The sequence below is a fragment of the Streptomyces altiplanensis genome (genome assembly GCF_053591575.1).
On sequence record NZ_JBSFUB010000004.1, the window covers coordinates 43,009 to 66,110 of the forward strand.

A 23,102-nucleotide genomic window follows, 5' to 3' on the forward strand; every position below is an offset into this window, starting at 1 on the left:
CCCCGGTCCGGCCACGCTGAGCTGCATGAACTCCGAGATCACCACGGCTCGAACGGCCGTCTCCGCCCAGCGGTTCACGCAACTGCTCAGTGCCACCCGACGCGGCGCCCGCCTCGCGCGGCTGCTTGCCGTCCAGCAGCTCGACGCGTGGGGGTGGCCGCCGGACAACGACTGCGTACGGGCCGCCGAGCTGGTCGTCGCGGAGCTCGCCGCGAACGCCGTCCTGCACGGCCGCGTGCCCGGACGTGGTTTCCGGCTGGGACTCACCCTTGTGCCGGTCACGCCCAGGGCGTCCGTACTGCGGATCGACGTCACGGACCCCCGTGGTGATCTCCTGCCGCCTTCCGGGACCGTTCCCGCCGATGTCCCCGCCGACGGCGACGGCGACGACGCGCAGGGCCGGGGACTCCTCCTCGTCTCCGCCCTCTCCGTCAACTGGGGCTTCGTCCCCGAACCGGCCGGTGCGAAGACCGCCTGGGCGGTCGTGGGGCTGGTCGGCTGACCGCACGTTCACGGGGGCCGGGTCCGGCGCGGTGAGTCGCTCATCTGAGCGGCAATCGGTCACGATCCGGTCTCGCTGTGGGGTGGAGGTATTGCTTCCGGTGCGTGTAATCGTTTCCAATCAGCCATGTAATCGATTCCATGGGGTCGGGCCCTGACCGCGGCCCCCGGAACCGAGGTTCACCGAAACCACAAGGAGGTGGTCCGGCAGTGGCGAGCATCAAAGATGTCGCGGCCGAGGCGGGAGTGTCCGTCGCCACGGTCTCGCGCGTCCTCAACAGCCACCCGTCCGTCAGCCCCGACGCGCGGGCCCGCGTCCTCGCCGCCGTCGACGCGCTCGGCTACCGGCCCAACGCCGTGGCCCGGTCGCTGCGCACCGACCAGACGCGCACCCTCGGGCTCGTCATCAGCGACGTGCTCAACCCGTACTTCACCGCGCTCGCCCGCTCCGTCGAGGAGGCGGCGCGCGCGCTCGGCTACAGCGTCATCATCGGAAACGCCGACGAGCGGCCCGAGTTGCAGGACCACCACGTCCGTACGCTCCTCGACCGCCGGATCGACGGGCTCCTCGTGTCGCCCACCGACGGCGGCTCCCCGCAGATACTCGACGCCGCGCGCGGCGGTACCCCCATGGTCTTCGTCGACCGCTGGATTCCGGGTGTGGACGTGCCCGTCGTGCGCGCCGACGGCTGCCCCGCCGTACGCGACCTCGTCGGCCACCTCCACCGCCTCGGCCACCGCAGGCTGGCGATCATCGCCGGGCCCGCGGCCACCACCACCGGCAGCGAGCGCGTCGAGGCGTTCCGTGAGGCGCTGCGCGAGCACGGACTGCCGCTGCCCGACGCCTACATCGGCCAGGGCGACTTCCAGGCGGCCAGCGGACGGCGCGCCACCGCGCGCTTCCTCTCCCTGCCCGAGCCGCCCGACGTCGTCTTCGCCGCCGACAACCTGATGGCGCTCGGCGCGCTGGACGCGATCCGCGAGCGCGGTCTGCGGGTCCCGCAGGACATCGGGCTCGCCGCCTTCGACGACATCCCGTGGTTCGTCCACACCGATCCGCCGATCACGGCGATCGCCCAGCCGACCGGCGAGCTGGGCCGGGCCGCCGTACGGGCCCTGGTCGACCTCATCGAGGGCCGGCCGCCGCAGTCCGTCACGCTTCCCGCCCGGCTCGTCGTACGCCGGTCCTGCGGCGAGGAGCGGTCTTCGCATTCTCCGCACGAGAGCCAGAGGAGCAACCTGTGAGCAGCCCAGGCGAGTTGCTGCGCATCGAAGGCATACGCAAGACCTTCCCCGGTGTGGTCGCGCTCGACTCCGTCGACTTCGACCTGCGGCGCGGCGAGGTGCACGTCCTGCTCGGCGAGAACGGGGCGGGCAAGAGCACGCTGATCAAGATGCTGTCCGGCGCCTACCGCCCGGACAGCGGACGGGTCCTGGTCGACGGGCGCGAGGTCCGCATCCACGGGGCGCAGGACGCCGAGCGGCTCGGCATCGCCACCATCTACCAGGAGTTCAACCTGGTGCCCGAGCTCACCGTCGCCGAGAACATCTTCCTCGGCCGCCAGCCCCGGCGCTTCGGGATGATCGACCGCAGGCGGATGGAGGCCGACGCGGAGGAGCTGCTGAAGCGGGTCGGCGTGCGGGTCTCGCCGAGGGCCAAGGTGCGCGAACTGGGCATCGCCCGGCTCCAGATGGTGGAGATCGCCAAGGCGCTGAGCCTGGACGCGCGCGTCCTGATCATGGACGAGCCGACCGCCGTACTGACCAGCGAGGAAGTGGACAAGCTCTTCCGGATCGTGCGGCAGCTGCGCGAGGACGGGGTGGGCATCGTCTTCATCACGCACCACCTGGAGGAGATCGCGGCCCTCGGCGACCGCGTCACCGTCCTGCGCGACGGCCGCAGCATCGACCAGGTGCCCGCCTCCACGCCCGAGGACGAGCTCGTACGGCTGATGGTCGGGCGCAGCATCGAGCAGCAGTACCCGCGCGAACGCCCGGAAACGGGAGAGCCGCTGCTCTCCGTGCGCGGGCTGACCCGCGACGGTGTGTTCCACGACGTCGGCTTCGACGTGCACGCCGGTGAGGTCGTCGGACTCGCCGGGCTCGTCGGCGCCGGACGCACCGAGGTCGTACGCGCCGTCTTCGGCGCCGACCCCTACGACGCCGGGAGCGTCGAGGTGCGTGGCGAGCGGCTGGCCAAGGGCGACGTGAACGCCGCCATGGGCGCCGGGATCGGCCTCGTGCCCGAGGACCGCAAGGGCCAGGGCCTGGTGCTCGACGCCTCCGTGGAGGAGAACCTCGGCCTGGTCACGCTGCGTTCGGCCACCCGCGCCGGCCTCGTGGACCTCAAGGGGCAGCGCACGGCCGCCGCCCGGATCGCCGAACAGCTCGGCGTACGGATGGCGGGACTCGGCCAGCACGTCCGCACCCTCTCCGGCGGCAACCAGCAGAAGGTCGTCATCGGGAAGTGGCTGCTCGCCGACACGAGGGTGCTGATCCTCGACGAGCCGACCCGTGGCATCGACGTCGGCGCCAAGGTCGAGATCTACCAGCTGATCAACGAACTGACCGCCTCCGGGCACGCCGTCCTGATGATCTCCAGCGACCTGCCCGAGGTCCTCGGCATGAGCGACCGGGTGCTGGTCATGGCCCAGGGCCGGATCGCCGGCGAACTCCCGGCACGCGTTGCGACCCAGGACGCGGTGATGGCGCTCGCCGTCGGCGCCCCGGCGGCCGGCGCCCCGAACCCGAACGCAGCGAAGAACGAAGTGGAGGGCCCCCGTGGCCACTGACACGCTCAAGAGCAACACGGGCGCGAGCGCCGCGAGTACGGTCCGCCGCGTCCTGCTCGACAACGGCGCGCTGAGCGCCCTGGTGGTCCTGGTGGCGGCGATGTCGCTGCTCTCCGGCGACTTCCTCACCACCCAGAACCTGCTCAACGTGGGAGTGCAGGCCGCCGTCACCGCGATCCTCGCGTTCGGCGTCACCTTCGTCATCGTCTCGGCGGGCATCGACCTGTCCGTCGGGTCGGTGGCGGCGCTCTCGGCGACCGTGCTCGCCTGGACGGCCACGTCCGAGGGCGTCCCGGTGTGGATCGCGGTGATCCTCGCCGTCGCCACGGGCATCGCCTGCGGCCTCGTCAACGGCGCCCTCGTCTCGTACGGCAAACTCCCGCCGTTCATCGCCACGCTGGCCATGCTCTCGATCGGCCGCGGACTGTCCCTGGTCATCTCGCAGGGCAGCCCGATCGCCTTCCCCGAGTCGGTGTCGGTGCTGGGCGACACACTCGGCGGCCGGCTTCCGGTGCCGGTCCTCGTGATGGCCGTGATGGGACTCGTGACCGCGCTCGTCCTCGGCCGTACGTACATCGGACGCTCGATGTACGCGATCGGCGGCAACGAGGAAGCGGCCCGGCTCTCCGGACTGCGCGTCAAGCGGCAGAAGCTCGTCATCTACGCCCTGTCCGGCCTCTTCGCCGCCGTCGCGGGCATCGTCCTGGCCTCCCGCCTGGTCTCCGCGCAGCCGCAGGCCGCGCAGGGGTACGAACTCGACGCGATCGCCGCGGTCGTCATCGGCGGCGCCAGCCTGGCGGGCGGCGTCGGCAAGGCGTCCGGCACGCTGATCGGCGCGCTCATACTCGCCGTGCTCCGCAACGGCCTCAACCTGCTGTCCGTCTCGGCCTTCTGGCAGCAGGTCGTCATCGGTGTCGTGATCGCGCTCGCGGTCCTGCTGGACACGCTGCGGCGCCGGGCCGGCGGCGGATCGGCGGCCCCCGCGGCCTCGTCCGGGGCCGGTGCGTCCGGGTCCGGCCGCAAGGGCGCGGTGAAACTCGCGGTCGCCGCCGTGTGCGTGGCCGCCGTCGTCGGTGCCGTGTCGTTCTTCAACTCCGGCTCCACCGGTACGGCCACCAAGGTCAGCATGTCGCTCTCCACCCTCAACAACCCCTTCTTCGTACAGATGAAGGAGGGCGCGCAGGCGGAGGCCGGGAAGGCGGGCATCGACCTCACGGTGACGGACGCGCAGAACGACGCCTCCCAGCAGGCCAACCAGCTCCAGAACTTCACCGGCGAGGGCGTGAAGTCGATCATCGTCAATCCGGTCGACTCCGACGCGGCGGGCCCCGCCGTGCGGGCGGCCAACAAGGCCGGCATCCCGGTGGTCGCCGCCGACCGTGGCGTCAACAAGGCGGACACCGCCACGCTCGTCGCCTCCGACAACGTCGCGGGCGGCAGGCTCGCGGCGAAGGCACTGGCCGAGAAGCTCGGCGGCAAGGGCGAGATCGTCGTCCTCCAGGGCACGGCGGGCACCTCCGCCAGCCGCGAGCGCGGCAAGGGCTTCGCCGAGGGGCTCCGGGCGTACCCGGGAATCAAGGTGGTCGCCACCCAGCCGGCCGACTTCGACCGCACCAAGGGCCTGGACGTCATGACCAACCTGCTCCAGTCCCACCCCAGGATCACCGGCGTCTTCGCCGAGAACGACGAGATGGCGCTCGGCGCGGCCAAGGCGCTCGGCGGCAGGGCGGGCAAGTCCGTGGACGTCGTCGGGTTCGACGGGACGCCGGACGGTCTCAAGGCGGTCGAGGCCGGCACGCTCTACGCTTCCGTGGCCCAGCAGCCCAGGGAACTCGGGAAGATCGCCGTCCGGAACGCGGTCGAGGCCGCGCGGGGCAAGAAGATCGACAGCATGGTCAAGGTGCCGGTCAAGGTCGTGACGGAGAAGAACGTCGCCGACTTCTCATGACGGTGACGGTGACGTCGTCCGCGATCGTGACCGCGACGAACAGCGAAAGCAGGAGAGCATGAACGACTACGACCTGCTGGTCGTGGGGTCGGCCAACGCCGACCTGGTGATCGGCGTCGAGCGCCGCCCCGCGCCCGGTGAGACCGTGCTCGGCTCCGACCTGGCCGTCCACCCCGGCGGCAAGGGCGCCAACCAGGCCGTCGCCGCCGCCCGCCTCGGTGCCAGGACCGCGCTGCTCGCCCGGGTCGGCGACGACGCCCACGGGCGGCTGCTGCTGGAATCGCAGCGCGCGGCCGGTGTGGAAACCAGTGGCGTCCTGGTCGGCGGGGCGCCCACCGGGGTCGCGCTGATCACCGTGGACCCGTCGGGCGACAACAGCATCGTCGTCTCGCCCGGCGCCAACGCACGGCTGACCCCCGGGGACGTCCGCGCCGCCGGGGAACTCCTCGCCGGCGCCCGGGTCGTCTCGGCGCAGCTGGAGATCCCCCTGGAGACCGTGGCCGAGGTGGTGCGTACGCGGGCGGCCGGCGCCCGGTTCGTACTGAACCCGTCGCCGCCCGCGCCGCTGCCCCCGGACGTGCTCGCCGCCTGCGATCCGCTGGTCGTCAACGAGCACGAGGCCAGGTTCGTGCTCGGCGACGCGGCGGGGCACGACCCCGAGGACTGGGCGCGGGCGCTGCTCGCGCTCGGCCCGCGGTCGGTGGTCGTCACGCTGGGCGCGGAGGGCGCGCTGGTCGCCGAGGGCGGTACGGACGCTTCCGCCGTACGGGTCCCGAGCCCCCGGGTCGACGCCGTCGACACCACCGGTGCCGGTGACGCGTTCACCGCGGCCCTGGCCTGGCGGCTCAGCCTGGGCGAGGACCTCGCGAAGGCCGCGGCCTTCGCGGTACGGGTGGGCGCCGCCGCCGTCACCAGGGAGGGCGCGCAGGCGTCCTTCCCGACCGCCGAGGAGGTCTCCGCGCTGTGAAGAGGGCCGGCATTCTGAACCGCCACCTGGCGGGGGCACTGGCCGAACTGGGCCACGGCGACGGGGTCCTCGTCTGCGACGCGGGCATGCCCGTCCCGGCCGGTCCGCGCGTCGTCGATCTGGCCTTCCGGGCCGGGATACCGTCCTTCGCCGACGTACTGGAAGGACTGCTGGCCGAGCTGGTGATCGAGGGCGCGACGGCGGCGCACGAGGTACGGGAGGCGAACCCGGCGGCGGCGCGGCTGCTGGAGGGCTGTCTGCCGGACCTCACCCTGGTCCCGCACGACGAACTCAAGGCGCTGTCGGCGGGGGCCCGCCTGATCGTACGGACCGGGGAGGCACGGCCGTACGCGAACGTACTGCTGCGCTGCGGGGTCTTCTTCTGACGGACACGGACACGGACACGGACACGGAGCGGGCGCGAGCACAGGCATAGAGGCGGGCGCGGGCACAGGCACGGGAGCGGTCCCGGGGGCAGGGGATTCCACCCCGCCCCCGGGACCTCGGCGTTCCTCTTCTGTGCCGCGTTTCAGGGAGGTCGCGGCCGAGCGGGCCGTCCGCCTCCGCCGTAGCGATCGGCATGCCGTCCCCCGACGGCTTGGCGGGCGAGTGGCTGTCCGGCTCGTTGGGGCGGAAGCCTCATCCCCGTACTGCTCGCCGTTCTCGCCCGGAACTCGCTGCTCGTCACCGGTACGCGGCTCGCCGGGCGAGCGGGAGAGGCCGTGGCGGAGGCCGCCCGTACACACAGCGCCCTGCGGCTTTTCCCGGGCTCTCCGTTCCACGGTGCCGACCGCCGATTCCCCTGCTCACCGCGGCGTTACGACGTGGCCTCCGGCAAGGTCCGCGACGGCGGCGTCGTAGACGCCCTCCCCGCACCGCGGGCATCGCGGCCGGTTGTTCGTAACTTCGAACGGCGTCCGGAGATTTGAAGAAAATCCGTGCGACTCCATTGACGTGCGTGGTGTTTGAATCTACGGTCCCGTTCGAAGTTACGAGCACCATTCGAAATACCGAACACTAGGGGTGGGGATGGCACGACCTTTCCTGAGCCGCAGGAATGTGCTTGCCGGGATGGGCGGACTGGCCGCAGCCGGCACTCTCGCGGCCGGTGCGACGGGATGCGCCGCGCCACAGGCGGTCGCCGACGGAAAGACCAGGCTCCGCTACTGGCACCTCTTCGGCGGCGGCGACGGCGTCAACATGCAGGTGATGCTCGACGCCTTCCGGGCCGGGCACCCGGACATCGCCCTGGAATCCGCCACCCTCCAGTGGGGCGCCCCCTACTACACCAAACTCGGCATGGCGGGCGCGGGCGGCCGGGCCCCCGAAGTCGCCGCGCTCCACCTCGCCCGCCTCGCCGGTTTCGGGCCCGGCAAGCTGCTCGACCCCTTCGACCTCGACCTGCTGGCCGAGCACGGCGTCCACGCGGACGACTTCCCCGAAGACATCTGGCGGCGCGGCGCGGTCGACGGCAAGCAGTACGCGATCCCGCTCGACACCCACCCCATGGTGCTCTTCTACAACACCGAGGTCTGCGAGAAGGCCGGACTGCTCGCCGCCGACAAGACCCTCCGGCCCATCGAGGGAGCCGAACAGTTCACCGCCGCGCTGCGCGCCGTCAAGAAGGTCACCGGGCAGCTGGCCCTGGTCACCGAGACGCTCGGCGCCGACTGCATCGGCCCCTGGCGGCTCTTCTCCACCTTCTACTCCCAGCAGGGCGGCACCATGCTGTCGCCCGACGGGAAGTCCCTCGCCGTCGACGACGCCAAGGCGCTGACCGCGCTGAAGTACATGCGCATGCTCGTCGAGGAGGGCCTCGCCGTCCGCCGGGTCGACTACACGGGCGCCATCGGCGTCTTCAACAACGCGAAGACCGGCTTCTACCTCAACGGCGAATGGGAGATCAGCTCCTTCCTCACCACCAAACTGCCGTTCTCGATGACCCGCGTACCGAACCTCTTCGGCCGCCCCACCGCCCAGGCCGACTGCCACGCCTTCGTCCTGCCCCACCAGAAGGAGCGCGGCGGGAAGACCAACGAGGCGGCGCACGCCTTCGTCGCCTGGATGCTCAAGAACACCGTCGAGTGGGCCAAGGGCGGCCACGTACCCGCCTACCTGCCGACCCTGGAGAGGCCGGACTACCTGAAGCTCACCCCGCAGTCCGCCTACCGGTCGGTGGTGGACGACGTGGCACTCGACGAGCCCGCCTGGTTCGCCGGCTCGGCCTCCATGATGTGGATCGAACTCGGCGCCGTCTTCTCCGGCGTCCTCACCGGATCGCGTACGCCGGAGAACGCCCTGACCGAGGCCAAGGCCAGGGTCCGCACCCTGCTGGAGACCCCCAACCCCTTCGGAGGCGCGGCATGAGCGTGACCCACCCGGCCACCGTGCCGCCGGCCGCCGGAGCGCGGGCCTCCGCGACAGAGCCCGCCGCCAGGCCCATGACCGTACGCCGCCACTGGAGCGAGCACGGGCTCGTCTTCGTCGCGCCCTTCCTCCTCTTCTACGGCCTCTTCCTGGCGTGGCCGCTGCTCTCCGGCATCGGCATGAGCATGACCAGCGACAACATCGCCGGTACGGGAGGCGAATTCGTCGGCTTCGACAACTACGCCGAAGCCCTCCAGGACCCGAACGTCTGGTCCTCCCTCTGGAACACCGTCTGGTTCACGGTCCTGTCCACCGTGCCCCTGGTCGTCACCGGACTGGTCCTCGCCCTGCTCTCCCACCACCTCCGGATCGTCCAGTGGCTGTGGCGGCTCAGCTGGTTCGCGCCGTTCCTGCTGCCCTCCGGAGTCGTCGGCCTGCTCTTCCTCTGGGTGATCTTCCCGTCCGACTTCGGCTTCGCCGACCAGGCACTCGCCGCCGTCGGACTGAACCCGGGGATCGGCTGGCTCACCGACGAGCGCTACGCGATGCTCTCCATCGTCCTCACCACCGTGTGGTGGACCGTCGGCTTCAACTTCCTGCTCTACCTCGCCGCGCTCCAGGCCATCCCGCAGCACCTCTACGAGGCCGCCGAACTCGACGGCGCCGGGGCGTGGCACCGCCTGCGCCACATCACCCTGCCCCTGCTGAGCCGCACCACGGGCGTGGTCGTCGTCCTCCAGGTGCTCGCCTCCCTGAAGATCTTCGACCAGGTCTACATCATGACCGGCGGGGGCCCCGACGACTCGACCCGGCCGATCCTCCAGTACGTCTACCAGGCCGGATTCACCGGCTACCGGATCGGCTACGCGTCCGCCGTCTCGTACATCTTCTTCGCCCTGATCCTGATCGTCTCCCTGGTGCAGCTGCGGCTGTCCCGGCGTACACGCGAGGAGAACGCCCGATGAGCGCCCACGCCCCGGCCGACACCACGGGCCGCCGGGCCCGCTGGACCCCGGGCCGCGCCGCGATGCTGCTCGCCGCCCTCGCCCTGGTGGTGGTGTGGGTGCTGCCGCTCGCCTGGGCCGTCGCCACCTCCCTCAAGCCGGAGGGCGAGACGACGAAGACACCGCTGGAGTGGATCGGCTCGACCATCACCTTCGACGCCTACCGGCAGGTGTGGAAGTCCGGCGACCTCACCCAGTGGCTGTTCAACTCCGTCTACATCTCGGTGATGACGACCGTGCTGACCGTCGTCCTGTGCGCGATGGCGGCCTACGGCTTCTCCCGCACCGACTTCCGGGGGCGCAAAGCGCTCTACGGACTGGTGCTCGCCGGAATCATGGTGCCGCCGCAGGTGCTGATCGCCCCCCTCTTCGCCGAGATGGTCCAGCTCGGCCTCGTCGACACGTACTGGGGCGTGATCCTGCCCCAGGTCGCCGTACCCGCCATGGTGTTCATCCTGGTGAAGTTCTTCGACGGCGTGCCGCGCGAGCTGGAGGAGGCCGCCTTCGTCGACGGCGCCGGGCGCTGGCGGGTCTTCTGGACCATCGTCATGCCGCTGTCCCGGCCGGTCCTCGCGGCCGTCGCGATCTTCACGTTCATCTCCACCTGGAACAACTTCCTCTGGCCGTTCCTGGTGACCACCGACCCGGGCGGCATGACCCTCCCCGTCGGACTCGTCAACGTCCAGTCGAGCTACGGGCTCCGGTACGCCCAGATGATGGCCTCCGTCGTCATCGCGGGGCTCCCGCTGCTGATCGTCTTCGCGCTCTTCCAGCGCCAGATCGTGCGCGGCGTCGCCCACACCGGTCTGGCCGGCCAGTAACGCCGCCATGAGCGCCGTGCCCCCCATGACAGCCATGAAAGGAACCGCACGCATGACCCGCCCCGCGGACCCCGCCGCCGCCCGCTTCACCCTCGACCCGGCCTTCGCCGTCGGCGACGTCGACCCCCGGCTGTTCGGCTCGTTCGTCGAGCACCTCGGCCGCTGCGTCTACACCGGCATCTACGAGCCCGGCCACCCCACCGCCGACGAGGCCGGACTGCGCGCCGACGTGCTCGGCCTGGTCCGCGAACTGGGCGTCACCGCCGTCCGCTACCCCGGCGGCAACTTCGTCTCCGGCTACAAGTGGGAGGACTCCGTCGGCCCGGCCGACGAGCGGCCGCGCCGCCTCGACCTGGCCTGGCGCTCCACCGAGACGAACCGCTTCGGCCTCAGCGAGTACATCGCCTTCCTGAAGAAGATCGGCCCGCAGGCCGAGCCGATGATGGCCCTGAACCTGGGCACGCGCGGCGTCGCCGAGGCGCTGGAGCTCCAGGAGTACGCCAACCACCCGGCCGGCACCGAACTCTCCGAGCGCCGCATCGCGCACGGCGACAAGGACCCCTTCGGCATCCGGCTGTGGTGCCTGGGCAACGAGATGGACGGCCCCTGGCAGACCGGTCACAAGACCGCGTCCGAGTACGGGCGGCTCGCCGCCGAGACCGCGCGCGCGATGCGGCAGATCGACCGGGACGTCGAGCTGGTCGCCTGCGGCAGCTCCAGCCGGGCCATGGAGACGTTCGCCGAGTGGGAGGCGACGGTACTGGCCGAGACGTACGACCTCGTCGACTACATCTCGCTGCACGCCTACTACGAGGAGCTGGACGGCGACCGGGACTCCTTCCTCGCCTCCGCCGTCGACATGGAGTCCTTCATCGAGAGCGTCGTCGCCACCTGCGACCACGTCGGCGCCCGCCTCAAGTCGTCGAAGAAGATCAACCTCTCCTTCGACGAGTGGAACGTCTGGTACATGAGGCGCTTCCAGGAGCAGGCCGACGCCGAACCGCTCGACTGGCCCGAGGCGCCGCGGCTGCTGGAGGACAACTACTCCGTCACCGACGCCGTCGTCTTCGGCTCCCTGATGATCGCGCTGCTGCGCCACGCCGACCGGGTGACGGTCGCCTGCCTCGCCCAGCTCGTCAACGTCATCGCGCCGATCATGACCGAACCCGGCGGACCGGCCTGGAAGCAGACCACCTTCTTCCCGTTCGCGCAGGCGTCCCGGTACGGGCGGGGCCGCGTGCTCGACGTACGGGTCGACTCACCCACGTACGAGACGCGCAAGTACGGCGAGGTGCCCCTGCTGCACGCCACGGCGGTACGCGGCGACGACGGCGCCGTCACCGTCTTCGCGGTCAACCGCAGCCAGAGCGAGTCGCTGCCGCTCGAAGTGGCCCTGCACGGGCTGTCGCCGGCCTCGGTCGTCGAACACAGCGTGCTGGCCGACACCGACCCGGAGGCCCGCAACACCCTCGCCGAACCCGATCGCGTCACCCCGCGCGAGGCCACGGGAACGACGCTGCGGGGCGGCACGCTGAGCGCCACCCTGGAGCCGATGTCCTGGAACATGATCCGCCTGGCCTGACGGCGGGAACACCACCGGCCCGGGCCGGCTTCACGGCGAGCGCCGCGAAGCCGGCCCGGGCATTTTCGGACTCTCTCAGGCCCTCTCAGGCCCTCTCAGGCGGTACGCGCGCGGGTGCGGTGCGGTGCCCAGCCGTCCTGGCCCGCCAGGTAGTCGGAGACCTGGTGGCGGGCCGCCTCGCCGGCGGGCATCTGCGGACGCTGCGGGGTGACCGCCGCGCCGGGGCCGTGGTTGCGGTACTCGCTGAACCGGGCCTCCTGCCACGGGAACCCGCTCATGTCGGTCCACGGGGCGGACTTGACCGCCGCAGGCAGCGCCGTCTCGCGGATCAGCACCTGGCCGACGGCGTCGGGGTTCCCGCCGGGGTGCCACGGCCGGCCGAGGTGGAAGGACTGGGCCGGTGCGTCGCTGACGATCCTGCTGCGGGTGATCAGGAAGCCGTACGGGTTGCCCTTCCAGGTGCTGGCCGCGGTGATGTAACCGTTGTTGGTGGCGGAGCCGCGGCTCAGCGCCCTGATGACGGACCGCTCGACGACGGTCGTGGCCCGTCCGTAGATGAAGTCGACGTCGCCCTCGATGTACGAGTCCCTGACGTAGACGCGCGCGGTCTCGGTGAGGACCGGGGTGTCGGTCATCAGCGTGTCCTGGTTGCCGAGGAAACCGGTGTTCTCGAAGAGCAGCCGGTCGCCGGTGGTCTTCACGGCGAGTGCCTGCTCGCCGTTGATCTCGACGGCCGCCTCGTCGAAGTCGTTGGAGAAGGTCAGGTTGCGCGCGGTGAAGTCGTCGCCCTCGACGACGACGGTGGCACTGCCCCAGGACCCGACGGTCCCGCCGCCCGGCTTCGCCTCGCCCGACGGGGTGTCGAAGACGATCAGCGTGTCGTCGCGGTGCCTGCCGGTGCCGGCGAAGGTGATGCGGTGCTGCTCCTTGCCGACGCGCACCTTCTGCCGGTACGTACCCGGCGCCAGGGACAGGGTCACCCGGCCGTCGTTGCCGGCCGGGACCGCGTCGACGGCGGCCTGCAGGGTCGGGTAGTCGCCGCTGCCGTCCGCCTTCAGGCGCAGCACGGTGTCCGTGCCGATCGACTTCTGCGGCCCGGAGAACTTCGTCACCAGCGCCGGGACGGCCGCCGCCGGGTCCAGCCGGTACGGGTAGAAGTCGCGCGGCTCGAAGGCCGTACCCCAGGCGTCGTGCCGGCCGGTGGTGTTCTCGGTGACCGACCCGCGCTGGACCAGTTCCGCCGTGGCGTCGGCCTGGTAGGGGTGCTGGACGTCCTCGTAGTAGCTGTTCTCGATGACCATCTTCGTCCTGCCGCGCGCCCAGTTCCCGTACGAGAAGACCGGGTCGCCGTCCGCCACCTGCGCGGACAGGTAGTTGTTGTAGAGGTGGGCGTAGGCGCAGTTGTCGGCGGACGGGTTGCGCTGCTTGGTGCCGCTGAACCAGTTGTGGTCGATGGTGATCTGCGTTTTGACGTGGGGTGTCCAGCCGATCCCGAACGCCTTGTTGTGGTGGTCGAAGCGGTTGTACGAGACGGTGATGTACTCACTGTCCTTGCGTACGTCGAGCAGTCCGTCACCCATGTGCGTGAAGCGGTTGTGGTCGATCCAGACGTGGTGGACGGAGTCCATCTGGATGCCGTCGAAGTCCGTCGTCTTGCCGTCCCAGTCGCCCTCGACGTAGGAGTCCCGGATGGTGAGGTTGCGGATGATGACGTTGTGGGTGCCGGGGTTCAGGTGCAGCTCGCCGTGGACCAGCTCGGCGGTGTTCCCGACACCGACGATGGTCTTGTCGGAGGCGACGTCGATGTCCGAGCCGAACGGTTCGACGGCGATCGTGCCCGCCACCCGGATGATGTAGGGCTCCTCGGCGCCCGCGTACCTGGCCAGGTCGGCCTGGTTCCTGACGGTGACGACCTTGCCGCCCCGCCCGCCGGTGGTGCCCCCGTCGAGGGACGCGAAGCCGTGCGGGGTGTCGGACCAGGCGCGGTGCGAGGACGGCGCCGGGCCGGCGGCGCCGGCGGGTGCTGCCGCCGTCGCCGTCGCGGGGAGTCCGGCCACGGCCGCGGCCAGGGCCACGAACAGGCCGAGGACCCGGGTTCTGGACCGCTTGCTGTGAGGGTGCGTCATTGCGGCTCCTGACAGACTGTTGGGTGCATCAGTGGGTTCGGGGCGCGCCCGCTCGGCGCGTGACCAGGGACGGGACGGCCTGCGGCCGGTCGACCCGGGTGCGCAGGGCCGGGGTCCAGCCGGCGCCCTCGCGGAGCAGGTCGCCGGGGTTCGCGGCGTTGTGGGCGGCCACGAGGTCGGCCGGCCTGCCGTTGACGTGGTTGCCCTCGGCCGTGACCGGGGCGTCCTTCCACTTCTTCAGGATCTTCGCCGCGCTCACCCCCGCCGGCAGCGCGAAGGTGTTCTTCTCCGCGTACAGCTGGGATTCGAAGCCGATGCCGAAGGAGTACGCGTACCCCTTCGCCACCACGAAGTGGTTGTTGTACGCGTCGACCTTCCCGAACCGCACGCGCGGCGCGCGCTCGACGATGTTCCGGAAGAGGTTGTGGTGGAGGGTGACCCGCAGCTTGCCCCGGTCGGTGGCGCCCGCGCTGTCGCTGTTGCCGATCATCAGGGTCTTGTCGTGGTCGGCGAAGACGTTCCAGGAGACGGTGACCAGGTCGGCGCCCCTGACGACGTCCAGCTCGCCGTCGTGCTGCTGGAACAACTGGCCGTAGTAGAGCGGCTGTTCACTGTCCGGGCGGCGGCCGTCGGTGAACGTGTTGTGGTCGATCCAGACGTGCGTCGAGCCGTGCACGACGAGGTTGTCGTACTCGGAGTTCCACGCGCCCCCGTCGCCGTCCGTGGGGTCCCACTGCGGGAAGCAGTCGAAGGCGTCCTCGAAGGTGAGGCCCCGGACCACGACGTTGTCGGTGTCCTTGATCTGGAGGGACCCGCCGAGCAGCCGCGCGCCGCCGCCCACGCCGACGATCGTCGTGTTCGCCGGGACGTACGCCTTGACCTGCTGGGCCTGCGCGGCGGCGGAAGCGGCGCGGGCCTCCTCCTGCGGGCCGGCGGGCGGCGCGGTGCCCCAGGTCTTCGGGTCGTACGCCGCCAGGTACGCGTCCAGGGAGTAGCCGCCGGTGGCGAAGTCCTCGCAGCTCCGGCCGCCCATGCCGTCGAGCGTGCCTCTGACCTTGATCACCTTCGGGGCGTCGCCGCCGTCCTTCAGCGCGCGCTTGAGCCCCTCCCAGGTGGTGACGGTGTAGGTGTGCGCTCCGTCGGCCCCGGCGCCTCCGGTGGTGCCGCCGTCGGCCGAGGCCCAGCCGTCGTGCGCGGGCAGGACGTGGGCGTCGCGCACCGGTGAGGCGTGGGCGCTCGCGCCGGGCAGGGCGACGAGCACGCCCGGCGTCACCACCGCGGCGACCAGGGAGACGAGACGTGTATGGCGTGTCTGTGTGCGGCGTGTCTGTGTTCTGCGCATCAGGACTCCTCGTGCCAGGTCAGCCAGGTCTCGGGTATGTCCGCGTCCAGGCGCCGCAGTTCGTCCGCCGCCAGCACGCCCTCCGCTGCCAGGGCGCGTGCCGTCAGCCGGGCCACCTCGACGGCGCCGCGCGGGTGGAAGTGGGTGTCGTCGGCGACACCGTCCGGATAGTTGGGGGATTCGCCCGGTTCCAGCCAGTGGAAGTGCCCCTTGCTCGCCTCGGGGCCGAGTTTCTGCCACAGCGCGAGCGAGAGCGCCGCGATGTCCAGCAGCGGCACCTCGTGCGCGGCCGCGAGCGCCCGCACCGCCTCCGGGTACGCGCCGTGCGTGGCCAGCGCCGTGCCGGCGGCGTCGAACCGCCGGCGCTCGACGGAGGTCAGCAGTACGGGACGCGCGCCGCGGTCCCGCGCCCCGGCGACGTACTGGAGCAGGTGCTGCTGGTAGCCGGTCCACGGCTCGGTGAGGCGGGCGGGGTCGTCGTGCTTCTGGTCGTTGTGGCCGAACTGGACGAGCAGGAGATCGCCGGGGCGGATCGCCTCCAGGACGGGCGCGAGCCGCCCCTCGTCGATGAAGCTCTTCGAACTGCGGCCGTTGACCGCGTGGTTGGCGACGGTCAGGTGCTCGTGCAGGAAGAAGGGGAGTGCCATGCCCCAGCCGGCCTCGGGCGCGGCCGTGACGTGCTTGTCGGCGGCGGTGGAGTCTCCGGCGATGAAGACCGTGCGCGCGCGGTGGGTGTGCGGGGTCACTGGTTCTGCTGCTCCCACTCGGCCTGCGCCTCGTTCAGCTCATCGGCGAGCTTGTCCAGGAACGCCTTGGGCGTGGTCTTGCCGAGCAGGACCTTCTGGAACTCGGGCTCGTTGTCGGCCTTGGTGATCGAGTTCCAGTCGGGCAGGTAGTACGGCAGCTGCACGATCTTGGTGGAGCCGTCGGTGAGGGACTGCGCGCCGAGCTTCGTCGGCTCGGACTCGTTGATCCACTCGTCCTTCGCCGCCTCGGTGTTCGCCGGGATGGCGCCCGCCGCCTCGTTCCACTTGCTGTTCGACTGATGGGACGCGGCGAACTCGATGAACTTCCACGCCGCGGCCTTGTTCTTGCTCCCCTTGAACAGACCGAGCCCGTCCACGGGGTTGGACACCTGGACCCGCACACCGCCGGGACCCGTCGGGTTCGGGATGCCGGCGAACTTGTCCTCGCCCAGCGCCTTCACGTGGTCCTGGTAGGAGCCGAGGTTGTGGCTGAGCATTCCGATGGTGCCGGAGTCCCACTGGGCGACCATCTTGGCGAAGTCGTTGTTGACGTCGGCCTCGGGCGTCGTCCTCTTGTACAGCCCGACGTACTTCTCCAGCGCCGCGACGTTCTTCGGGTCGTTGACGGTGGACTTCTCGCCCTTCCAGAACTCGGTGATGCCGGACTGCCCGTAGATCGTGTCCAGCGCCTGGGCGACGGACCCGGCGCCGCCGCGGATCGTGTACCCGAAGGCGTTCTTGTCCGCGTCGGTCAGCTTCTCGGCCGCCGTGTAGAACGCGTCCCACGTCGTCGGCGCCTCGAGCTTCGCCTTCTCGAACAGGTCGGTCCGGTACCAGAGGGTGCCGTTGTTCGCGGACGTCGGCACGGTGTACATCTCGTCCCCGCGCCCGCCGGCCGTCCGCACCCCCTCGACCATCGACTCCACCAGCTTGCCGTCCAGCGAGGAGTCCTTGATCCGGTCCCCGACCGGCTCCAGTGCGTCCTGCGCGACGATGTTGGAGAGGTACGCGGTGCCGACGCCGCCGACGTCGGGCAGACCGCCGCCCGCTATCGCGGTGTCGTACTTCGACTGCACGTCGGTGATCGGGATCGGGACGTACTTGACCTTGATGTCCTTGTTCGCCGCTTCGAAGTCCTTGATGATCTCCTTCCAGACGGCGGTACGCGGACCGCCGTTGTTGTCCCAGAAGGTGATCTCACCCTTGCCCGAGCCCTCGGTGCCGCTCGCGCCGCTGCCGTCGTCCCCGCAGGCCGTCGCGGTCAGCGCGAGCACGGCCGTCAGTGCGACCGCGGCAGTGGCCCGCCCCCGGGGGCGTCGGCCGGAAGAAACTCTCATGGGCTGCTCTTCTCTCTCGGTGTGCGTCATTGCGGCTCCTCGGAGATGTCGTGCGGTGGTCGGGCCCTGATCAGGCCGTGTCCGGGCCGTGCTCAGGCGTTGATACGGAAGTTGCTGAAGAGGGCGGTGCCGGCGGGGCCCGCCCCGGCCGGCGCGGCGGCGAACAGGGCGAGCTGCGCCCCGACCCAGCGCCACGGCACGGCCGCGAAGACCTGGCCGGAGGGGAGGAACCCGTCCCCGGTGTCGGCGGCGAACCGGCAGCGCGCGCCGGCCGAGACCTCGATCCGCAGCCGCGCCCTCCCCCCGGGCGCCGGGCGGGCGTACTCCGCGTCCCGTTCGCGTTCGGCGACCGTCTCGGCGTACCGGTGCACCAGCTGTACGCCGCCGTCGGCGCCCCGCTCCAGGCCGATCCAGGAGAACGCGTCTCCCAGCACGGCGAACCCGGCCCTGGCCCCCGGCTCCGGGCTGTCGAGGGTCAGTTCGACCGTCGCGGTGAACTCGGGCGCGGGCAGCCGCTGCACCAGCACGTTCGGCAGTCGCCGCAGGTCGTGCGCGTCGGCCGTCCGCAGGCAGGTGGCCAGCAGCCCGTCCCCGGAGTGCGGCACCGTCCATCCCGCCCGCGGGGCGGCCGTCCACTGCCACTGCCGCCCGTAACGCCCGCCGGGGAAGCTGTCGTCGGTGGCCGGAGCCGCGACCGGCTGCGGCGGCAGGTCCGGCTTCGGGTGTACGGACACGGGCTCGCCCGCGTCCCCCATCACCGGCCACCCCGCGTCGTCCCAGCGCATCGGCTGGAGGTGCACCACCCGCCCGTACGCGCCGCGCGACTGGAAGTGCAGGAACCAGTCCTCGCCGGCCCCGGTGCGCACCCAGCCGCCCTGGTGGGGGCCGTTGACCTCGGTGCGGCCCTGCTCCAGGACGACCCGCTCCTCGTACGGGCCGAAGAACTCCCGCGACCGCAGCGCCCCCTGCCAGCCGGTCTCCACGCCACCGGCCGGCGCGAAGATCCAGAACCAGCCGTCGTGGCGGTAGAGCTTCGGTCCTTCGAGGGTGAACCAGCCGGGGATCAGGTCCGCGTCGACGATCACCTCGCCCTCGTCGAGCAGGGTGCGCCCGTCCGGGCTCATCCGGTGTCCGGTCAGCCGGTTCTTCACCCCCGACCGGGACTTGGCCCAGGCGTGCACGAGGTACGCCCGGCCGCTCTCCTCGTCCCACAGCGGGCACGGGTCGATCAGGCCCTTGCCCGCCTTCACCAGGTGCGGTTCGGTCCACGGCCCGCGGATGTCCTCCGCGTTGATCTGGTAGATGCCCACGTCCGGATCGCCCCAGAAGATCCAGAACCGGCCGCCGCTGTGCCGGATGGACGGCGCCCAGACGCCACCGTCGTGCCGCGGCTCCGCGGCCTCCTGCCCCTCCTTTGCGTCCTCCGGGTGCACCGGCCGCTCCAGCGCGTGCCCGGTCAGCGTCCAGTTGACGAGGTCGCGCGAGTGCAGCAGCGGCAGTCCCGGCACCCGGCCGAAGCTGGAGACGGTGAGGTAGTAGTCGTCACCGACCCGCACCACGTCCGGGTCGGACCAGTCACCGGCGAGCACCGGATTGCGGTACGTGCCGTCGCCCCGGTCGGCGGTCCACGGCCGGCTCACGCGCCCACCGCCTTGCGGACGTACGCCGCCGAGGCGTCCCGGTCCAGCCGGCCGTCGGCCACCACCGTGACCACGCGGCGCACGACCGTCTCCCCGGCGGGCACGGGCAGCCGGTCCGACCAGGCGAGCGCCGACCCGACGCCCGGGTACTCGGCCGTCCGTACGAACCACGGGTCGCGGCGGGTGTCGGCCGTCGCCCCCGCGAAGACCAGCGTCCAGCCGTCGCCCGCCAGGCCCAGCCAGTCGGCGGCCCGTCCGTGCACGGCGTCCTCGCCCTCCGCGGTCTCGGTGAAGGCCGTCGGCGCCGCGGCCTGCCTGGGGGCGCGCCAGAAGAAACCGCCGTACCCCGCGCCCGCCCGGCCGTTGGTGGCCGGGCTGCCGATGGACAGGTCGCCGCCCGAGGTGTTGGTGAGGGAGAAGGTGAGGTCCAGCGCCCAGGCGGTGTCGTCCAGCGCGACGGCGGCGACGGTGCGCCGCTCGTGCAGCAGCTCGTCCGCGTGGTCCGTACCGGTGCGCCAGCTCAGCTCCTCCACGAAGCCGGAGCCGTCCGGGTCGCGTTGCCGCCACCCCTGGTGGAGCTGCGCGCCGTGGTTGTCGAGCTCCGTCGGGCCCCGGTCGCGTACGTAGGTGCTCCCGCCCCAGAAGTTGTGTCCCGCCACGTCCGGCACGGCGAGCCCCACCCCCAGGTGGTGGACGTGGTCGTCGGGCATCTCCTCGGTGACCGCCGTGCCGCCCAGGGTCGACAGGGGGTGCAGGTACGGGCGCGGCGCGAGCCGGGCGCCGAGCGCGGGCCGGTAGGTGTAACGGCCGACGGGACGCCCCGAACAGCGCAGTGTCAGTGTCGGGTTCACGGTGTGCTCGCTTCGGTGGAGCGCGCCCAGGGGGCGCCCAGCTCGGAGAAGAGGGTCAGGGTCTCGGCGCTCGCGGCGACCACGCGGTCCACCCCGGTGACGATCCGGCGCGGCGCCCGCTCACCGGGCGCGGTCCGCCAGGCGGACGCGGGCAGCGCGAGGGGGTCGGGAGCGAGCCGGATCGCCTCGACGACCCGCATGAAGGCACCGGTCAGCTCCGGCGGGACGAGGAGCGGCGCGTCCTGGGTGAGGTGGCGGACCAGGTTCTCCAGCAGGTCGGTCCTGCCGTACACGGACTCCTCGGGACCACGCCCGGCGCGCTGCACCAGCACGCGGTCCTCCTTGTACCAGAAGGTGATCCGGCCCAGTTCGCCGTGGGCGACGACGTACGGCTCGTCCGGCTCCTCGGCGCAGAGCGTCGCGGCCACCGTGACCGGGATCCCACGCGCCGTCGTGATCCGTACGCAGGAGGTGTCGTCCGACTCGATGTCGTTGGCCCGCAGCAGCTCGGACTCGATGCCCGCCACGTCCTCGGCCCGCGAGCTCCCGGCCACCGCGAGGGCGGTGGCGACGGCGTGCGCCAGCGGATTGGTCAGCGCGCCGTCCACCACGTCGGTCTCGCCCAGCCGGCGGCGCCCCGACCACGGGGCCCGGGTGAAGTACGCGGTGTCCCGTACCCACGCCCCGGCGGCGCCGACGCCCAGCAGCTCGCCGATCGCGCCCTGGTCGATCAGCGACCGGATCGCGGGCAGGGCGTGCGAGCCCAGGGACTGGAAGCCGATCTGGCAGCGGGTGCCGGCCGCCCGCACCCCGTGCGCCATGCGCTCGAACTCCGCGTACGACGGCGCGGGCGGCTTCTCCAGCAGCAGGTGCGCCCCGCGCGAGGCCGCCGCCAGCGCCAGGTCGGTGTGGGTCTGGATGGGCGTGCAGACGATCGCGATCCGGGCGCCGGTGGAGTCCAGCAGCCCGCCGAAGTCGGCGGACTGCTCGGGCGTACCGAAGCCGTCCAGCTCTTCGGCGTCCAGCGGCTTCAGCTCGCAGATCCCGGCGAGCCGGACCAGGCCCAGTGCTTCGAGGCGGCGGATGTTGTGCAGGTGCCAGCGGCCGTGACCGCGTGCGCCGGCGAGTACGACGGGCAGGGGCAGGGGCAGAGGGCTCATCCCTTCACCGCCCCGGAGCTGAAGCCGGTGATCAGCCACTTCTGGATGAAGGCGAAGACGATCACGACCGGAACCGCGGCGATGACACCGCCCGCGGCCAGTGCTCCGAGATCCACGCTGTCCGCTCCTATCAGGGTGTTGAGGCCGACCGGAATGGTCTGCTTGTCCTGCTCGCTGAGGAACATCAGGGCGAACAGGAAGTGGTTCCAGCTGTGGACGAAGGCGAAGGAGCCGACGGCGATCAGGCCGGGCCGCAGCAGTGGCAGGACCACCGCGCAGAAGGCCCGGAAGCGCGAACAGCCGTCCACCCAGGCGGCCTCCTCCAGCGTGACCGGCACGTTCTTGATGAATCCGCTGATCAGGATGATCGACAGCGGCAGCTGGAAGACCGTCTCCGCGATGATCACGCTCCCCAGGGAGTTGATCATCTGGAGGTTCTTGAAGATCTCGAAGAGCGGTACGAGCATCAGCGCGCCCGGGATGAACTGCGAGCACAGCAGGGCCAGCATGAAGCCGTTCTTGATCCGGAACTCGAACCGGGCCAGGGCGTAGCCGCCGGCCAGCGCGATCCCCGTCGTCATGACCAGGGTGGCCACCCCGACGATCATGCTGTTCTCGAAGAACATCCCGAAGCTGCGCTCGGTCCAGACCTTCTCGAAGTGCTCGAACGTGATCGGCCACGGCACCAGCGAGGTGGAGCCCGCGGGCCGTACCGCGAACAGCAGCATCCAGTAGAACGGGACGAGCGTGAAGAGGAGGTAGAGGGCGAGCGGCAGGTAGATCTGCCAGCGCGGTATGTCGTCGAAGGCGCGCTCGCGCCGGTTCTTGCGGCGCGCGCCGCGGCCCGGTGGTGCGGGGGCGTCGGTGGCGGAGTCCGGGGCCGCGGGGGAGCGGGGGTCCTTCTCCGCGAGTGCTGCGGTCACTTGGTGTCGCCTCCGAACTTGCTCAGGCGCAGATAGAGGATCGAGCAGAAGAGGAGGATCACGAAGGCGACCGTGGTCAGCGCGGAGGCGTAGCCGAAGTCGTGGCCCTCGATGCCGGTGTTGGCGACGTACAGCGGGAGCGTGGTGGTGACGCCGGCCGGTCCGCCGCCGGTGAGGGTGTAGAGCAGGTCGACGTTGTTGAACTCCCACACGCCGCGCAGCAGCGTGGCGAGGACGATCGCGTCCCTGAGGTGCGGCAGCGTGATGTGGAAGAACTGCCGCATCCGGCCGGCACCGTCGACGGAGGCCGCCTCGTACAGCTCCTTCGGGACGGACTGGAGGTCGGCGAGGATGAGGATCGCGAAGAAGGGGACACCGCGCCAGAGTTCGGCGAGGACGGCGGCCCAGAAGACGGTGCCGGTGTCGGAGAGCACCGAGGTGCCGTACGAGCCGATGCCCGCGTCCGCCAGGTAGCGGCTGACGCCGGTGGACGGGTTGTAGAGCAGCATCCAGATGGTGGTGGTCAGTACGCCCGACACGGCCCAGGGCGAGAAGACCATCGCGCGGGCGATGCCGCGTCCGACGAAGGTCTGGTTGACCAGCAGGGCGAGGACGAGTCCGAGGGCGAGCTGGAGGCTCACCTGGACGACGACCCAGCGGGCGCTGAAGCCGAGGGTGGTCCAGAACTGCGGATCGTCGGTGAAGATCCGGGTGAAGTTGTCGAAGCCCGCGAAGCCGTTGCGCCACGGCTTGGTGACGTTGTAGTTCTGCAGGCTGTAGTAGAAGACGCTGATGACCGGATAGGCGATGAAGCCCAGCATCAGCAGCCCGGCGGGCGCGATGAGCAGATACGGGAGCCGGCGGGGTGGTGCCCCCACGCGGCGCCCCGGCGCCCTGGGCTTGTCGGCCACGGCTGAGGCTGAGGCCATGACTGCTTCTCCGTTCTCAAGTCATAAGTGCGGGTGGTGAAGCGCTTTCCGGATGTCGTTCGAGAT

General features: G+C 71.2%; 19 protein-coding genes. 10 read left to right on the top strand and 9 right to left on the bottom strand.

The window, feature by feature from the left end; genetic code table 11:
• The first annotated feature begins 25 nt into the window (after positions 1-25).
• The 10 genes from ACWD0Y_RS02710 to arfA all read left to right on the top strand — a co-directional run bounded on the left by ACWD0Y_RS02710 (position 26) and on the right by arfA (position 11,982).
• A complete protein-coding gene (locus ACWD0Y_RS02710) occupies positions 26-502 on the top strand; it encodes an ATP-binding protein (protein WP_450258673.1) in 477 nt (158 codons plus the stop codon).
• A 209-nt stretch (positions 503-711) separates the two neighbouring features.
• Positions 712-1,746: a LacI family DNA-binding transcriptional regulator gene (locus ACWD0Y_RS02715; RefSeq protein WP_450258674.1), complete on the top strand. Its 1,035-nt coding sequence runs from the start codon at positions 712-714 to the stop codon at positions 1,744-1,746.
• The gene (locus tag ACWD0Y_RS02720) at positions 1,743-3,293 is read left to right on the top strand and encodes a sugar ABC transporter ATP-binding protein (RefSeq protein WP_450258675.1); all 1,551 of its coding nucleotides are present in this window, start codon (positions 1,743-1,745) and stop codon (positions 3,291-3,293) included. Before ACWD0Y_RS02715 ends, ACWD0Y_RS02720 begins: the two co-directional genes overlap by 4 nt.
• A complete protein-coding gene (locus tag ACWD0Y_RS02725; protein WP_450258676.1) occupies positions 3,283-5,241 on the top strand; it encodes an ABC transporter permease/substrate-binding protein in 1,959 nt (652 codons plus the stop codon). The genes ACWD0Y_RS02720 and ACWD0Y_RS02725 overlap by 11 nt, the downstream gene beginning before the upstream one ends.
• Before the next feature lie 58 nt (positions 5,242-5,299).
• A complete protein-coding gene (locus ACWD0Y_RS02730) occupies positions 5,300-6,208 on the top strand; it encodes a ribokinase (RefSeq protein ID WP_450258677.1) in 909 nt (302 codons plus the stop codon).
• Entirely contained in the window at positions 6,205-6,594 is a 390-nt protein-coding gene (rbsD, locus tag ACWD0Y_RS02735) for a D-ribose pyranase (RefSeq protein ID WP_450258678.1), read from the top strand. Before ACWD0Y_RS02730 ends, rbsD begins: the two co-directional genes overlap by 4 nt.
• 643 nt (positions 6,595-7,237) lie before the next feature.
• The gene (locus ACWD0Y_RS02740; RefSeq protein WP_450258679.1) at positions 7,238-8,575 is read left to right on the top strand and encodes an extracellular solute-binding protein; all 1,338 of its coding nucleotides are present in this window, start codon (positions 7,238-7,240) and stop codon (positions 8,573-8,575) included.
• Positions 8,572-9,540 (top strand): carbohydrate ABC transporter permease, encoded by a 969-nt coding sequence (locus ACWD0Y_RS02745; protein WP_450258680.1) that lies wholly within the window; start codon positions 8,572-8,574, stop codon positions 9,538-9,540. The genes ACWD0Y_RS02740 and ACWD0Y_RS02745 overlap by 4 nt, the downstream gene beginning before the upstream one ends.
• Positions 9,537-10,400, top strand: a complete 864-nt coding sequence (locus tag ACWD0Y_RS02750; protein WP_093797951.1) for a carbohydrate ABC transporter permease — start codon at positions 9,537-9,539, stop codon at positions 10,398-10,400. Before ACWD0Y_RS02745 ends, ACWD0Y_RS02750 begins: the two co-directional genes overlap by 4 nt.
• Positions 10,401-10,452: 52 nt before the next feature.
• Positions 10,453-11,982, top strand: a complete 1,530-nt coding sequence (gene arfA, locus ACWD0Y_RS02755) for an arabinosylfuranosidase ArfA (protein WP_450258681.1) — start codon at positions 10,453-10,455, stop codon at positions 11,980-11,982.
• A gap of 95 nt (positions 11,983-12,077) precedes the next feature.
• Here arfA and ACWD0Y_RS02760 read toward each other — a convergent pair whose 3' ends face one another.
• From ACWD0Y_RS02760 to ACWD0Y_RS02800, 9 genes are all read right to left on the bottom strand, one after another.
• A complete protein-coding gene (locus ACWD0Y_RS02760) occupies positions 12,078-14,108 on the bottom strand; it encodes a pectinesterase family protein (RefSeq protein WP_450258682.1) in 2,031 nt (676 codons plus the stop codon).
• A gap of 28 nt (positions 14,109-14,136) precedes the next feature.
• Entirely contained in the window at positions 14,137-15,450 is a 1,314-nt protein-coding gene (locus ACWD0Y_RS02765) for a pectate lyase family protein (RefSeq protein WP_450258683.1), read from the bottom strand.
• Positions 15,450-16,214: a rhamnogalacturonan acetylesterase gene (locus ACWD0Y_RS02770; protein WP_450258684.1), complete on the bottom strand. Its 765-nt coding sequence runs from the start codon at positions 16,212-16,214 to the stop codon at positions 15,450-15,452. The genes ACWD0Y_RS02765 and ACWD0Y_RS02770 overlap by 1 nt, the downstream gene beginning before the upstream one ends.
• Complete coding sequence (locus ACWD0Y_RS02775) at positions 16,193-17,533, bottom strand: ABC transporter substrate-binding protein (RefSeq protein WP_450258685.1); 1,341 nt, start codon at positions 17,531-17,533, stop codon at positions 16,193-16,195. Before ACWD0Y_RS02775 ends, ACWD0Y_RS02770 begins: the two co-directional genes overlap by 22 nt.
• Positions 17,534-17,625: 92 nt before the next feature.
• Positions 17,626-19,173 (bottom strand): family 43 glycosylhydrolase, encoded by a 1,548-nt coding sequence (locus tag ACWD0Y_RS02780; RefSeq protein ID WP_450258686.1) that lies wholly within the window; start codon positions 19,171-19,173, stop codon positions 17,626-17,628.
• Positions 19,170-20,024, bottom strand: a complete 855-nt coding sequence (locus tag ACWD0Y_RS02785) for a DUF6807 domain-containing protein (RefSeq protein ID WP_450258687.1) — start codon at positions 20,022-20,024, stop codon at positions 19,170-19,172. Before ACWD0Y_RS02785 ends, ACWD0Y_RS02780 begins: the two co-directional genes overlap by 4 nt.
• Positions 20,021-21,184, bottom strand: coding sequence for a Gfo/Idh/MocA family protein (locus ACWD0Y_RS02790; protein WP_450258688.1), 1,164 nt, complete (start codon positions 21,182-21,184; stop codon positions 20,021-20,023). The genes ACWD0Y_RS02785 and ACWD0Y_RS02790 overlap by 4 nt, the downstream gene beginning before the upstream one ends.
• Positions 21,181-22,107 (bottom strand): carbohydrate ABC transporter permease, encoded by a 927-nt coding sequence (locus ACWD0Y_RS02795; RefSeq protein WP_450258689.1) that lies wholly within the window; start codon positions 22,105-22,107, stop codon positions 21,181-21,183. Before ACWD0Y_RS02795 ends, ACWD0Y_RS02790 begins: the two co-directional genes overlap by 4 nt.
• A complete protein-coding gene (locus tag ACWD0Y_RS02800; RefSeq protein WP_093797933.1) occupies positions 22,104-23,036 on the bottom strand; it encodes a carbohydrate ABC transporter permease in 933 nt (310 codons plus the stop codon). The genes ACWD0Y_RS02795 and ACWD0Y_RS02800 overlap by 4 nt, the downstream gene beginning before the upstream one ends.
• Positions 23,037-23,102: the final 66 nt, after the last annotated feature.